Source organism: Stieleria marina (assembly GCA_007741555.1).
GTDB lineage: Bacteria > Planctomycetota > Planctomycetia > Pirellulales > Pirellulaceae > K23-9.
In genome coordinates this window covers 3,123,096-3,137,894 of the sequence record CP036526.1, presented here as the reverse complement: position 1 = coordinate 3,137,894, position 14,799 = coordinate 3,123,096, and the positions used below count along the sequence as shown (strand labels likewise).

Here is a 14,799-nt window from a genome sequence, read left to right as displayed (position 1 = left end):
GATACAGATCGCAGCTTGACCAAACGTGCGCACGCGATAGCGGTTCCGATCGCGATTTGCGGCAGATGGCAGGCTTAAAACTGGTGGCCTTTTCTCGGGCCATCCGTGGTGAGCGTCAAAATCTCAGGCCCCGATTCGGTCATCAAAATCGAATGCTCAAACTGGGCGGACGGACGCGAGTCTTTTGTCCGGACCGTCCAACCATCGTTCTTATCGGTTTTTGTAAATCGCGAACCCGCGTTGATCATCGGTTCGACCGTAAAGCACATGCCGGGGTAGAGTCGGTCGATGCGTGCTTGGCGATTGGCAAAGTGAGGGATCGATGGATCCAAGTGAAACTGTCGTCCCAACCCATGCCCAACGTATTCACGAACGACAGAAAATCCGCGGCGATTGGCTTCCGGCACAATCGTCTCGCCGATCCGTGCGACGCGGCAGCCGGGAGTCAGTGCATCGATCGCCATATACAAGCAGTCGAACGCACACTGCGTCACGGCGCGTTTTTCGTCCGAGACATCGCCGATCAAAAACGTTTCGCTTTGGTCACCGTGCCACCCATCAACGACCGTCGTGATGTCGACGTTGACGATGTCACCGTCCTGCAACACGTAGTCATCGGGAATTCCGTGACAGATCACTTCATCGATACTGGTGCAACAGCTCTTGGGATAGTTCTGATAACCCAAAGTGGCCGGCCGATGGCCTCGATTGACCGTCCATTGGTTGACCATGTCATCAATTTCACCAGTAGTGATTCCGGCTTTTACATGAGGTCGCAAGTAGTCCAGCAACTCGGCATTGGCTTTCCCGGCCAGGCGCATCGAGTCCTGCTGGGCTTCGGTCAGGATCAGTTTCTTTTGCTTTTGCAGCATGGTCACGAAAAGTTCACAGTGGAATGAGCGGAAGCCGCGGTGTCCCGCGTTGCCGCAAATCCTAACATCGCGGACGCATTCTCCCAAGATTTGCAGATTCAAAAACTGGCGATAATTTGCAGAACACTTGCGTTTGAACCAGCAGAGGCCGGCCAAAACGCAAGCTCGCTGCTCTGCAGACAACCTGTCGTCGCTGTGAAATCGCACCGCTTTATTGGCACTTTCCCGGCCAAGATGGCCGCCCCCGACTACCCTTGTGACCATTCCAAGCGGGTATTGGGCCGATATTTCCGGTCGCATCGATCCCTGATCACCAGCTTTTTACACAAAGGACGGCTTTCCGCAGCAGAACTTCGCCTCTTTGAAGGGGTTAAACGAAGTGTGAACGTATGCTTGGGAATAACCGAGCCAACCGTCCCAAACTCTTAGCGGCACGCCTTGCTGGGCAAACTACTATGGGGGAACGGCACAAATACGCTCGATTGCTGCCTTGTCCTCTTCTCGATTCACCGCACACTAGCCAACCACAGACGCCTCCCACGAAGGCGTGGTTCCCAAGCAATATGAATCATAAAAAACGACTCTTCACACTCGCTTGCCTGATCGGATCCTGTTCGGTCGCCAGCCTTCATTCGCACGACGTGTTTGCACAGCAAGCTGCTGGGGTCGAAAACGCTGCAGCCGAAAAACCCTCTGCTCAAGAAGCCGGCACCCAAACGGCGACAGAAAAGGTTGCCGACGTCACAGGCCAATCCAAGCCGCTCCCCAATCCAGCGGACGTGACTCCTGCCGAAGCCGCGCGAATCTTGAACGCCCAGATGGACGTTCCTTTGGCCGATTCGCGAAAGGCTGCCCCGGAACTGCGTTTCAATTTTTCTGGGGCCAGCTGGAATGATGTGCTGAGCTACATCGCCGAAGAAGCCGACTTGGCACTTCAGATCGATCAAGCTCCCGCAGGCAGTGTGAACTTCAGCGATCCAACTCGAACCTATTCGGTTTCCGAAGGCTTGGATCTGATGAACCAACTGCTGCTGGATCGTGGCTATGCATTGGTGCGGAAAGGCCGCCTGTTGTTCGTCGTGGATTTGGAAGCCGACAACGCATCGAAATACATCAGCGAGATCGCTGAGTTGGTTTCGTTGAAAGAACTGGACAATCGCGGTCGCAGCGAAATCGTCAGCTGCCTGTTTTCGCTCGGAAGCATGACACCTGAACAAGCCAAAGAACAATTGCCGCAGTTGATCGGCCCGTCGGGTCGCGTCATCGTGTTGGACAGTGCCCGGCAAGCCAAAGTGACCGAAACCGCTTCCCGCTTGATCGCGATCCGAGAGATGGTCGAAGCATCGGCTGACGAAGTCATCGAAATCGCACTGCAGCATCGTGGTGCGGACGAATTACTCGAACTCGCTCGTCCTTTGCTGAACCTGGAACCCGGCGTCAACGTCAGTGACGACATCAAGATTTCCGTCAACGTGTACGGCGATCGCGTCTTCGCAACGGGACTGCCCGCCAAGGTCACGATTCTGAAAGGCATTATCGAAAAAGCTGATAAGGCATTGGCGATCGCGGCGAACGATGAAGGAACCGAGATCCAAAAACCGATCTTGCAGACTCACCCGATCAAGACCGCCGATATCACGGCCGTGTTCGACGTGCTCCAGACGTTGCTCCAAGGAACGCCCGAAGCCCGCGTGGCAATCGAACCATCAACAAAATCGATTATCGCTTTGGCACGCCCCGATACACAAAAAGAAATCACTCGCATCGTCGCGCAGATGGAAGGCAACGGCGAAGATTTCAAAGTGCTGACGCTACGTCGACTTGATCCCGCTCAAGCACTCGCGTCGATCAACAAGTATTTTGGCATCACCGAAGAAGGCGGCGACGGCCCTACCGTCGACGGCGACCCGGTGACCGGCAAGCTATGGATTCGCGGCACAACGGACGAAATAGCGGCCGTGGAAAAGCTGATCGAAGGCCTCGAGGGACAAGACGAACTGGGGCAACTCAATGGCAAAGTTCGCGTGTTGCCGTACACCGGTTCTTCGGCAATGGATGCGGTCAACCAAGTTCAGTCGCTGTGGCCGATCACGGGACGCCAAAACCAAATTCGCACCTTTTCGCCCTCCAATGGGAGCCGAACCGAAAGTCGCAACGGCATCAAAGAACGAAAACTGTTTCGTGATGTGGACCGCGAGAAAGCGGCTCGAGCAAATGAAGAAGCGTTGGACGCACGTCGGGCCAATACCTACGACTATCATCTTGTCGGCGAAAACGACGCTCCCGCGACCAGTACTCAGACAAATGCTTCAACACAGCGAGTCGTTATTCCGGGTGCAAAGGACGACATCATCGTTCAGATGACGCCCGCAGGCATCGTAATCGCTTCGGAAGACACCGAGGCTCTTGATGCGTTTGAGCAGTTACTCGAACGCTTCGCGCCTCCGACTGCAGCAACGTCTGACTTGCCGACCATCTTTTGGCTGAAATACACCAAGGCCGACGTGACCGCAGAATTGGTTGCCGCGATCTTGGGCGGTGCCGAGTCAACGATGTCGTCGATGGGCGATTCGTTGATGGGAGGCGCCGGCGGAATGCTCGGTGGCCTGATGGGCATGGCAGCGGGTGGCGGCGGTGGTGACGCTGGCGGATCCAAGAACATTTTGACGTCGACCGGTTCGGTGACCATTACCGCGGACCCACGGCTGAACGCATTGTTTGTCCAAGCCAACCCGATCGACTTGGCCATGATCGAACAGATCTTGGAGAAAGTGGACCGCATGGAAAGCCCCGAGGACATCGAACTGGTATCAAAACCGATGCTGATTCCGGTTGTTTACCAAAGTGCCGAAGACGTTGCCAAAACCGTCAAAGAAGTCTTCGCGGACCGCATGGCCGGTGCTGAACAGTCCGGCGGTGGTGGCGGCCGTGGCGGAGGCGGCGGACAGCCATCACCGCAAGATTTCATCGCAGCCTTACGTGGCGGCGGCGGTCGCGGAGGACGTGGCGGCGGACAATCCGGTGCGACTAGCGAACCCTCCAAAATCACAATCGCCGTGGATGCAAAAAGCAATTCGTTGATCGTGACAGCCACCCCGCAGGACTTTGAAGAAGTCCGCTTCTTGGTCGAAGCACTCGACGAAGGCGGTCAGGCCCAGAAAGAAGAAGTGGTCGCAATCGCTGTCCCCGGAAATGTTAACGCGGACGCTTTGGTCAAAGCCCTGGAAGCCACCCTGGGACAATCAGTCTCCAAATCCGGTGACGCTGGCAAATCCGGCGGCACGACAACTGCGGCAGGCAGCACAGCTGCGCAGCCGACCGACGAAGCAAGAACTCGATTCATCGAAGCAATGCGTGCTCGAATGGGCGGCGGCGGAGGCACTCGCGGTGGCGGGGGCGGGGGCGGGGGCACTCGAGGAGCATTTGGTGGCGGACGCGGCGGAGCTACTGGTGGACGCGGAGGCGGAGGCGGAGGCGGTGGAGCACCTGGCGGAGGTGGTGGACGCGGAGGCGGCGGGCGATAAACGCCTACTCTCAAACCCGTACAGCAAACACGGAGTACAATGGCGGCACGACGCCCATGGATAATGGAGTCGACAGTCCAAAACCAAATTCGATGCTCAGCAACTGCGACGTCAGTTCACAGTGTTGCCAATCAACAGCATCGTCCGACCATTGCCGGGCTCGACCCACGAAATGCCCGATGCAATCACGGCCCTACCAACGCAACTAGAAAAGCAAACATGATCATGCACGCTGGCGACATCTTAAGACGCCGTGGACTTTTGACGGACGAACAACTTGAAGCCAGCCGCAACAATGATTCTGTCAACGTAATTCAGTCGGCCGTCGAATTGGGATATGTCCAAGAGGCCGATGCTTTGGCTGCGTTGGCAGAAGAAGTGGGCCTGGAATACGTCGACCTGCGGACCATCGAAGTCGAACTTGATGCACTCAAAGGCTTTCCGCAAAAGCTAATCTATCGGCAATCGCTGTTTCCGATTCGATTGCAAGACGGTTCGATCGTGGTTGCGACGGCCGACCCGTTGGATCTGTACCCGCTGGACGAAGCGAGCGCGGCGACGGGCAAGAACATCGTCCCCGTGGTCGCCGAACGTTCCGAAATTGCTCGCTTGATGAAGCAGCATTTGGGCGTCGGTAGCGAGACAGTCGAAGGCCTGTTGGCTGCCAAGGAAGAAGAGGAAAACGAACTTGAGCTGCTGGACGATTTAGAAATCGACAACAGCGAAATTGGCGAAATGGTCCAAGAGGCCAGCGTTGTCCGACTGGTCAACGAAATTTTGCTCGAAGCGGTCAATACGCGGACCAGTGACATTCACATCGAATCGCAATCCGATGGCTTGGTCATTCGCTATCGCATCGACGGTATTTTGCACCCGCAACCGGTCCCGCCAGAAATCAATCGCTTTCAAGCCGCGATCATCAGCCGCTTGAAAATCATGGCTCACATGAACATCGCGGAGAAACGGTTACCCCAGGACGGGCGAATCAAACTGCGAGTTCGTGGACGCGATGTGGATGTTCGTGTCAGTGTGATCCCCATGATCCACGGCGAAGGTTTGGTCATGCGTGTGTTGGACAAATCATCGATGGTGTTCAACTTGGCGGGCCTTGGAATGTCCAAGCCCATCTTCGAACGCTTCAGCGAAATCATTGGCCTACCGCACGGCATCATTCTGGTCACCGGCCCGACAGGTTCCGGTAAAACGACGACGCTCTACAGCAGCCTGCTGCAGATTCGGTCGCCTGAGACCAAGATCATCACCTGCGAAGACCCGGTTGAGTATCAGCTTGACGGCATCAATCAAATTCAAATTCACAGCAAGATCGGGATGACCTTTGCCGCGTCACTGCGAAGCATCCTGCGTCATGACCCGGACATCGTCCTGGTCGGTGAAATTCGTGATTTGGAGACCGCCGAAAATGCGATTCAAGCGTCGCTCACAGGTCACCTTGTTTTCAGTACGCTGCACACCAACGATGCTGCCGGCGCATTTACGCGGATGGGCGATATGGGCGTCGAACCGTTTTTGGTCGCCGGTACTGTCGAAGCCGTCATGGCCCAACGCTTGCTTCGGCGACTCTGCAAACATTGTCGTGAACCATATACGCCCGCCAAAACGGATACTCCCAAAGACTTTCCCTGGGACCTCGCTGGCGACGCGCAACTGTACCGTGCCGTCGGCTGTCGTGAATGTCGACAAGTGGGCTACAGTGGGCGAATGGGTATTTACGAATTGTTGGTCGCTAACGACACGATTCGCGAAATGGCTCAAGTCCGCGCCAGTAGCTGGGACATTCGCAAAGCGGCCGTCGAAAACGGGATGCGGACGTTGCGAATGGACGCTTGGGACAAAGTGATCACGGGCGACACCAGTATCGACGAAGTCCTGCGAGTCACCAAGGGCGAGGCTCTCTAAACGATGCCAACCTATGCTTACACCGCCCGCGACATGTCGGGCAAACAAGTCTCCGGTGCGATCGAAGCGTCTAACGAACGCGAAGTCACGGCGATGTTGTCCGATCGGGCGCTTTTTCCCGTCGACGTCAAAGACACGACCAAAACCGGCGGCATGGCTAGCATTGTCGGACGCAGCAAGAAGGTCAAAGGCCAGACGATGGCCATCTTTTATTCGCAATTAGCATCGCTACTGCGTAACGGTGTCCCGATGATTCGCGCCCTGACCGTACTGGGCGAACAGAACTCCAATCCCGCCTTGGGCGAGATCATCAACGACATCAAATCTCGCGTCGAAGACGGCGAGCCAATGGGTGACACCATGGCACGCTATCCGCGAGTTTTTTCGGACATGGCGACCAACATGGTTCGCGCTGGATCCGAAGGCGGATTTCTTGAAGACGCATTGGATCGAGTAGGCGATTTCACCGAACTCCAGGAAGATTTGAAAGGCCGAACTGTCAGTGCGATGGCCTACCCGATCTTTTTGTTCTCGGTTGGTTCCGTGGTGTTGGTCGCGCTGTTGGTCTTCTTTGTGCCGAAGTTCGATTCAATGTTCGACCGACTTCGTCAAAACGGCGACATGCCGGCCATGACCGAAGCGTTGCTCACGTTCAGCAAGTACTTCGCCAGCTACGGATGGATCGCGGTACTGGCGATCGCGGCCGCTTTTGTTGCTTTAAAAGTACAGCTGCAGACCGAAGCTGGCATGGAATGGTTCGATCGCATGAAGCTAAAGATTCCTGTGCTGGGCGACATTCTGATGAATCTAGCCGTGGCAAGATTTTGCCGTGTGCTAGGAACACTGCTGGGCAACGGTGTGCCCATCTTAAAATCGCTTGAAATCAGTCGCACCGCTGCGGGTAATCGTTTGTTGAGCAAATCAATTGCTGATGCCAGCGAAAACATTCGCAGCGGTGACTCGTTGGCTTCGCCATTACGAGCGTCGGGACACTTTCCTATGTCGGTCGTGGAAATGATCAGTGTTGGCGAAGAAAGCAACTCATTGGAAAATGTTTTGCCGGACATCGCCGACAACTTGGAAAAGCGTACGTTTCGCCGCTTGGACCTGTTTGTGCGGTTACTGGAACCCATCATGCTGCTCGTGATGGCCATCTTGGTGCTGGGCGTCGTACTTGCCCTCTTGGTTCCCGTTCTCAAAAGTAGCACGTCCCTGTAGCTAGCACATCTGCGTAGCCCGCGCGATACTCCGGATGATCCAAACATCGCGAGCGATTATTGCGATGCCTTGGTTTACATCTGCTGTCGAACGTTCATAATTTCGTTCACCAATGCGTGTATGTTCACAAAAACAGTGGGCATACACGTGTTTGAAAAAGCAAGTAAACTATCGTTCGTAGTTCATCACTCCTTTCTGAAGCGTTCCCAAAGTTCTCGTGATGTGTTTAACGAATCCGATCGATTGCGAGGCTATCGATTGACATGAATCCTCTCCGATTAGTTCAGCTCAACGAGCGCGAAGTAGGTACTATTCACTACCTCGCAAAACCTTTGATGTCAGTTGGCCGAGCAACCAGCAACGACATCGTCATCAATCACCAGCAAGTCAGTCGCAAGCACTTGGTTGTCCGATTGAGCCAAGACGAAGACGCCGTGATTGTGGAAGACTGCGGCAGCGCCAACGGCGCCTTTGTCAACGGCGAACGCATCAGCACGCCAGTCTGCCTGGCCGCTTCGGATACGCTGACGATCGGAGACATCGACTTCATGGTGGAAGAAGTCAGTCCGCAAGACGAGGCAATTCGCGATTCGTGGGTGCAGTACGAAACGCGAGGTACGATTGACGTCGAAGAATACGGCAACGAAGACGCTCTGGTCGAAGCTCGCATCGCAGAACTGGACGCCCTGGGGCTTCGCAACTCAATGCCCGACGAAGCGATGGATCAAGTGGCTCAGATCGCAGCCACTCTTTTTTCGGCTGACTGTGGGTTTGTGTCGATCGCTGGTGATGACGACATTTTTTACAAAGGCGCGCACAACTTGCCGCAGCGCGAATGGGCGCGACGATCGACACCGTGCTCGTTGGTTGTCGAAGGCCACGCGCCGTTTTGGATTGGCGAAATGTTTGCCGATCAAAAACTGCTGGCACTGCCGTTTCTTAAAACCGGAATCGAACGGCATTTTTACGCTGGTGCTCCGTTCCGCGGTCCGTCAGGGATTGTCATCGGTACCGTCGGCGTGACCGACTTCGACGAACGTACGCCCAAAGAACCTCAACTACAGGCTCTCGACAACTTGGCACAGTTCGTTGAACGGCACATTCTGCTGCAACTCGAAAAACGACGAGCCAACGAATTACACCTCCGCCTGTTGGCCTTTGAAGGTCAGAACACTCCGTTTCGGTCATAGCATGCGAGGTGCGTAGCGCGGGCAGTGCAGCATTTGCTTCATGCCGGTGCCAGCATCCGCCGCGATTGCGTGTATCAAGAGTCATTTTCCAAGCCCCCCCCAAACACTGAGTTGGTCGATGTCTAAGAATCTATCGCGTCGCCACTTGATGCTCCTCCTAGGCGCCACAGCGATCCCCGCGACCGGATGTTCGACCGAAGACGTGCAAAATGCTGTCGACGAATTGGACACCGAAACATTGGAGACGGCTTCGGTGGCTTTGCGGGGATACGCGATCGTGTCATGTTTGGTTGGGCAACGCGTGGTGACGCTTCCCGCGCCTGGCGTGCGTGTCTTAGCAGTCTTTCTGATCGTCTCCGGCGTGGCTTCCAAGCTAGTCATCGAATACTTGGACGTGGAACTGCGCAAACGCCATGTCACGGAAACGCTCAGCGAAGAAGAATCCAAAACGATCGAATCGGATTTGCTTGTCACGTTTCAATTAGAAAGTGGCGAGACCGAAACGGTACAGCTAGGCCCCAACCAGTACGACAAGCCGCCAGAGTAATGATCGCCAACGTTCGTCATCGATTGCACTCAAACCGGTCTCACCCCTGATATACTCGCGCCATTCAGCTGACCGATTTCGCCAGCCAACGAGTCTGCATTGAACCGCGAATCTCAGGATCGTACTGCCACGCGGCTCGTTTCCCTGGACACGTACCGCGGGCTGGTAATGTGCATGTTGGCGATCAATGGATTCGCAGTGGCTGTCACAGCTAAAAAGCTGGGCTACGCCTCAGGCATCGAGGCCGAAACCTGGGCCGGTCAAATTTGGCAATGGCTCGCTTTTCACAACAGCCACCCTCTGTGGAACAGTCAGTTCTATGTAGTTGGATGTGCGCTCTGGGATTTGATCCAGCCAGCGTTCATGTTCATGGTGGGCGTGGCGATGCCCTATTCCTACTTCAGCCGTAAATCCCGTGGTCACAGCGACAAGAAGCTCGCTTGGCATGCATTCATCCGAGCAATGGTGCTCGTGATCATCGGAGTCTATCTACAGACGCGGTCCAGCGGATTAGCGACCAACCGCCTGTTCACCAATGTGTTGGCCCAGATCGGACTGGGCTACTTCTTCGTTTACTTGTTGCTCGGTCGTAGCGTCAAAACACAACTAGCCGTCGGTGCCGGTGTGCTGGTCGCGTACACGGCTTGGCTGTTGAACTTTCCAGTCGACGCTCTGTCCACGGCAGCCAAAGAGCAAGTTCAATCGCTGTCGACCCCTGAGAGTGTCAGCCAACATTACGCGTTGCAGTTCAACGCTGCCTCCCACGCCGACGTCAGTTTACTGAACTTCTTAGTCGGCGGCGAAGAACCGATCCGTGCTCACCAGGCCGGCTACACCACGCTGAACTTTATACCAGCAGCTGTCACGATGCTGCTGGGTGTTCTTGTCGGGACGCTGCTTAAAAGCGATCGAAGCGACCACGACAAACTACGCAAAATGGTAACCGGTGGCCTGATCCTGATGGTTCTGGCGGTCATCGCCAGCTACACCGTTTGTCCCGTCATCAAAAAGATCTGGACGCCGTCATGGGTCTTGCTCAGTGGTGCGTACGTCATCTGGCTGCAAGCATTGTTGTATTGGATCGTCGATATCAAAGGCTACCGACGCTGGACTTTTCCGCTGGTGGTAGTCGGCATGAATTCACTTGCCATGTACCTGATGTCGATGCTGTTTAAATCGACAATCAATGCGAACTTGAAAACGTATCTGGGCAAAGAACTCTTTGCAGGCCCCTACGGTCCGATGATCCAAGCAACGTTGCTGTTCGTCGTGTTATGGTTGTTCTGTTTCTATCTTTATCGGAACCGATTGTTCTTCCGCATCTAAGTCGGACGCGATTTCTGCCTTGAGCCTGGCATTCGCAACACGCCGCAATTCTGGCCGACGTAACACTAGCGTTTACCGAATCAAGTTTTCCAGCGCAGCCTGCTCCACCGCTGGCTGAAACTTAAACGCCAGAGCCTTCACGGCTACAGTCAGCTCAAGGGCGAAGCTCGCGTCATTCTCCAGCCGTGACATATCACTTGCCAGAGCGACTTCGTCACCCACTGCGAACATACCGCGATAATCGCTGCCCAACAGACCGATAGTCGCTGGAATCCTTGTGCACAGAATTGGCACCGAGTTCACCACTGCTTCGGAGATCACGCTTGGGGCACCTTCGATTTTTGAAGTCAAAAGCATCGCGTTGGAAGACGCTAAACGCTGTTGAGTCTGAGCGTGCGAAAACGGACCGATCCATTGATAGCGGTGCGCAGTCCGCATTTGCTCGCGTGCTGCGTCGCCGATTTCCGGATTCAGCGCCGCTCCTATGTGTGTGATTCTAATCCTGGAATTCGCTGGCAATCGGCGTGAAGCTCGCGCTGCTAAAAAAGGATCCTTTTCATCGCGGAGATGACCGATCACACACAGATCGGTGGCACCGGTACTGGATGCCGTTCGTAATTCTTTGGACACCGCCACAGCCGACTGCAACACAACATGTGCCTTGGTAACCGCTTCACTGGGAAGATGACGGATTCCCTCCGGCTCCAGCAGCACCAGCTTGCTACATCGCCGAATCGAATCCGCTGCGATTCGCTTCGCCTGTTCACCGCGTTTCCCTTGTAAATCACGATGCAGATCTGTCCCCGTCAAACACAAGATGACCGGGCGATCGGGAAACACTTGTTGGAAACGAGCGATTGCGTCGGACGAATGGGTCGCGTGCAATGCCAAGAGGCGGTCAAACTGACCTTCGACCAGACCGTTTTCGATCCGTGTCGAATGCCCGGCTTGCGTCAGAAATCTTGCCCACCGATCCGCTGTGATGCGATTCCCTTTCGTCGATCCACGCGGTGCATGGGTGACGATCAAGATCTGCATCAGCAAAATCCAAGTGATGTTCCGAAACCGCAGCGCCTAGCAAATTCTAGTTGGCCGCCGCTTAGTAGCCTACGCTACGGCCATCACCGGTGGCAACGCGAGGTCGCGGGTTGAAAATCTTGCGCGATCGCTCGGGCTTGTACGGTTGATCAGCCGGCTGAATTTCGACACTTCGATGCGGAGTAGGCTGTCCTTCGACAATGTACTCGCCTTCGTTGATTATTTGGCCACCGTTGTCGCCGTACAGAACTTCGCCGCTATGAATGGTTTCCAATCCACAAGCTGGCTCAAACCCACAAGACGGTTCGCAGCCACAGGCAGCTTCGCATCCACAGCTTGGGCCGACGACTTCGGATCCGCAACTGCATCCGCCGCTATCGCAGCCTCCGTCGCATCCGCCGCTACAACCTCCGTCACAGCCGCATCCACCGCCGCCGTTCAGAGCACCACATCGGCCGTTGAAACAAACTGGTCCAACGCACTCTTCGCAGTCGTCGCCGCAACGGTAGCCCCAAAGACTGCGAATGCCGCCAAAGATTGGACGGCACTTGCCACAAGACTGTCCGTTGAAATTGCCGCACGTATCGCAAGGATCGACGCAATCCGCTGGATGATTGATCCACGGGTCGACGTACAGCTCACCACAACCGGTGCAAGCATCGCTGTGGGATGCACTGGCAGGGCCGCAGCATCCGCCCAGCGGACCGCGGGCCATGGGGCCAACACATCCGGTAAGACTAATGAGAGCTGAACAAACTAAAGCGAAGCAAAGCGAACGTGCCACGAACATTTTTGAGATCCAAAGTGACCATCAGAAGGGTAATCCCTTGAAGTATCGGCAACGTAACCGGCACAATTGAATCTTTTTGCGTAAGCCGCAAAGATTAACAGATCGAAACGAGTGGCATGCCAGCTAGAAGCAAACCGTGCAGCATCGATTCTGCCCCGCCGCTCATTAGTCGCTCAAAAAACACGCGGCCACCGAATCAGCGAACAAAACGCCTTGCTGCGTCAAACGCATCCGTCCGTCGCTAGCTGCCAGCCAACCGTGACGAGTTGCTTCTTCGATTCCCAAGCGACACTCGTCACCCAAATCAACTCCTGTTTCACGGCTCAGTTTCACCACGTCGATGCCCGCTAGCATGCGAATACCAAACGCCGCCAGCTCGCGTGCATACTGAACCGTCGAAATGGCTTCGGACTCAGCGACAGGGTCTTGCCCAGCGGCCATTCGTTTTAAGTAAGTCGTTGTGCTGCGATGATTCACGTTACGGTGACCACCGACAAAGGACGCCGCTCCCGGCCCCGCGGCATACCAACCGCGACCGTGCCAATACGCCAAGTTGTGCCGACATTGCGATTCCGATTTTGCAAAGTTAGAAATCTCGTAGTGCTCCCAACCGGACTGCTTCGCTGCCTGCCGCGCCGCGTTGTACATGTCGACTTCCAGTTGCTCGGTCGCTGCCGACAAATTGCCACTGCGAGCTCGGGTCCAAAACGACGTGCCTTTTTCGTAAGTCAACGCGTACGTCGACAAGTGTGCGATGGGCAGCGAAAATGCTTTTTGTAGATCTTCCGTCCACTCGGCCAAGGTTTCTTTGGGGGCGGCAAAGATCAAATCGATCGAGATATTGGGGATCGCGCCGGCAGCAAGTTGAATGATTTCCTCAGCTTCGATGCCGCGATGCGATCGTTCTAACAGCTGCAGTTTGCCGTCGCTAAAAGATTGAACTCCCAGGCTCAGCCGATTGACGCCAGAGTCTCGCATGACCGCGAGTTTTTCGGCTGAGATGTCTTCCGGATTCGCCTCCATACTCCATTCGACGTTCGGCTGGATCGCAAACCGGTGCTCCACAATCTGCATCAGTCGCTGAAGCTGCGGTGTCGCCAAATGCGTCGGCGTTCCGCCGCCGATAAACACTGTGTCGACCTCCGGCCTACCCAATCCAGCCAGCTCCGCGTTGATTGATTCCAGGTATTGCTGGATCAAATCATCTCGCTGGGCAACCACACTAAAATTGCAGTAACCACAGCGGTGACGACAGAAAGGCACGTGAATGTAGGCAGATCTTGGCGCAGGCCAACCAGCAGGGGGCTGGTCGGGCTCGGCGATATCGGAATTAGCTAGGTCAGACAAAACGGCTGAGTGTCAATTGAAGTGAAGGGGGCGTCACGCGAAACTCATGTTTTCTGGTCGTAGCAGACAATGTCGCACGGACAATCTTACGACGTTCCCGACTCGGCGGATATGATCAGTAGCAGCAAGTTGCTCAACGACTTCGCGAATTTCACATCCCATCAAATCTCTCGCCACCATCGCAGCGAATGCCCGAGACAATTTTCTCCCGCGACGTTGCGATGGCATGCACGCTTTACTTCGCTGTGCTGGCGGGTGTTTTAGGCTGGCTGTTTGGATCGCGGCAAAACATTCTTGCTCGAAGCCTTTTCAATGCTTTCTGCGTCTCAGTACGCCTAGGTCTCGTCTTTGGGCTGTTTTTCTGTGTCGGCTGGTTCGCCAGCATCGCAACTTGGCTCGTGATGGTCGTCGTCATCGCACTGATAATCGTCGGCATCATCGTCGACCTACCCGTCTCCGGATTCGTCGGCTTCGCAATCCTGGCCATCGCCCAGCAGTTCGTGCTTGGCTTTCCTGCCCGGTACGAGTGGAAATTAAGTCAGTCAACCATCGCAACCGTAGCTGGAAGCGATCCGGCGCAACGTCGCGACTTGATTGGCTGCAAAGGTATCGTCGTGTCGCCGCTGCGTCCCGTCGGAGAAATCAAAGTCGGCGATGAAAAGTACCGCGCCAAATCCAGCAATGGTCAGATGATGGTGGTCGGAGAGCAAGCCGTTGTCGTAGCCGTCCATCAGGGAACGCTACTCATTCGCGCTCACGGTGAATCGCCGACTCACGCAGAAGCACCGACTCACACAGAAGCGCCGACTCACACAGAAGCGCCGCCCGGCAGTCAAAACTAACCAGTTGAATCCAAGCGAGTTGGCTGAACGTCCGTCATCTATCCAGCTCGGTCTACTGAATGCCATCTGACTTCCTGCGATAGCCCAACGTTGGCATACTCGCGAGCGGATGAATCGCAATTTTGCCGCCACCCCGGGCATCCAGTAGACTATCTGATAGAGTGACATCGGCTCCCCTCAGTGAAAAC

The 14,799-nt window shown here is 55.3% G+C and carries 11 protein-coding genes; 7 read left to right on the top strand and 4 right to left on the bottom strand.

The window, feature by feature from the left end:
- Positions 1-74: 74 nt before the first annotated feature.
- Positions 75-872: a type I methionyl aminopeptidase gene (gene map, locus K239x_RS10920; protein WP_145422305.1), complete on the bottom strand. Its 798-nt coding sequence runs from the start codon at positions 870-872 to the stop codon at positions 75-77.
- A 563-nt stretch (positions 873-1,435) separates the two neighbouring features.
- Here map and K239x_RS10915 point away from each other — a divergent pair.
- From K239x_RS10915 to K239x_RS10890, 6 genes are all read left to right on the top strand, one after another.
- Positions 1,436-4,396 carry a secretin N-terminal domain-containing protein gene (locus K239x_RS10915; RefSeq protein ID WP_419189927.1) on the top strand — a complete coding sequence of 987 codons (2,961 nt, stop codon included), beginning with the start codon at positions 1,436-1,438 and terminating at the stop codon, positions 4,394-4,396.
- Between the two features lie 219 nt (positions 4,397-4,615).
- Positions 4,616-6,313 carry a GspE/PulE family protein gene (locus tag K239x_RS10910; RefSeq protein ID WP_145417851.1) on the top strand — a complete coding sequence of 566 codons (1,698 nt, stop codon included), beginning with the start codon at positions 4,616-4,618 and terminating at the stop codon, positions 6,311-6,313.
- 3 nt (positions 6,314-6,316) lie between these two features.
- Entirely contained in the window at positions 6,317-7,531 is a 1,215-nt protein-coding gene (locus tag K239x_RS10905) for a type II secretion system F family protein (protein WP_145417849.1), read from the top strand.
- Positions 7,532-7,866: 335 nt separating this feature from the next.
- Entirely contained in the window at positions 7,867-8,721 is an 855-nt protein-coding gene (locus K239x_RS10900) for an FHA domain-containing protein (protein ID WP_419189926.1), read from the top strand.
- Positions 8,722-8,839: 118 nt separating this feature from the next.
- Complete coding sequence (locus K239x_RS10895; protein ID WP_145417845.1) at positions 8,840-9,268, top strand: hypothetical protein; 429 nt, start codon at positions 8,840-8,842, stop codon at positions 9,266-9,268.
- A gap of 99 nt (positions 9,269-9,367) precedes the next feature.
- Complete coding sequence (locus K239x_RS10890) at positions 9,368-10,594, top strand: acyltransferase family protein (RefSeq protein ID WP_145417843.1); 1,227 nt, start codon at positions 9,368-9,370, stop codon at positions 10,592-10,594.
- Positions 10,595-10,666: 72 nt separating this feature from the next.
- On the opposite strand, the gene senB is transcribed toward K239x_RS10890, so the two are convergent.
- From senB to hemW, 3 genes are all read right to left on the bottom strand, one after another.
- Complete coding sequence (gene senB / locus K239x_RS10885) at positions 10,667-11,632, bottom strand: selenoneine biosynthesis selenosugar synthase SenB (protein WP_145417841.1); 966 nt, start codon at positions 11,630-11,632, stop codon at positions 10,667-10,669.
- A gap of 61 nt (positions 11,633-11,693) precedes the next feature.
- A complete protein-coding gene (locus K239x_RS10880) occupies positions 11,694-12,347 on the bottom strand; it encodes a hypothetical protein (protein WP_145417840.1) in 654 nt (217 codons plus the stop codon).
- Positions 12,348-12,587: 240 nt separating this feature from the next.
- Positions 12,588-13,769 carry a radical SAM family heme chaperone HemW gene (hemW, locus tag K239x_RS10875; RefSeq protein WP_419189925.1) on the bottom strand — a complete coding sequence of 394 codons (1,182 nt, stop codon included), beginning with the start codon at positions 13,767-13,769 and terminating at the stop codon, positions 12,588-12,590.
- 188 nt (positions 13,770-13,957) lie between these two features.
- Between hemW and K239x_RS10870 the strand changes: the two genes are divergently transcribed.
- Positions 13,958-14,611, top strand: coding sequence for an NfeD family protein (locus tag K239x_RS10870; protein WP_145417838.1), 654 nt, complete (start codon positions 13,958-13,960; stop codon positions 14,609-14,611).
- The last annotated feature ends 188 nt before the right edge of the window (positions 14,612-14,799 follow it).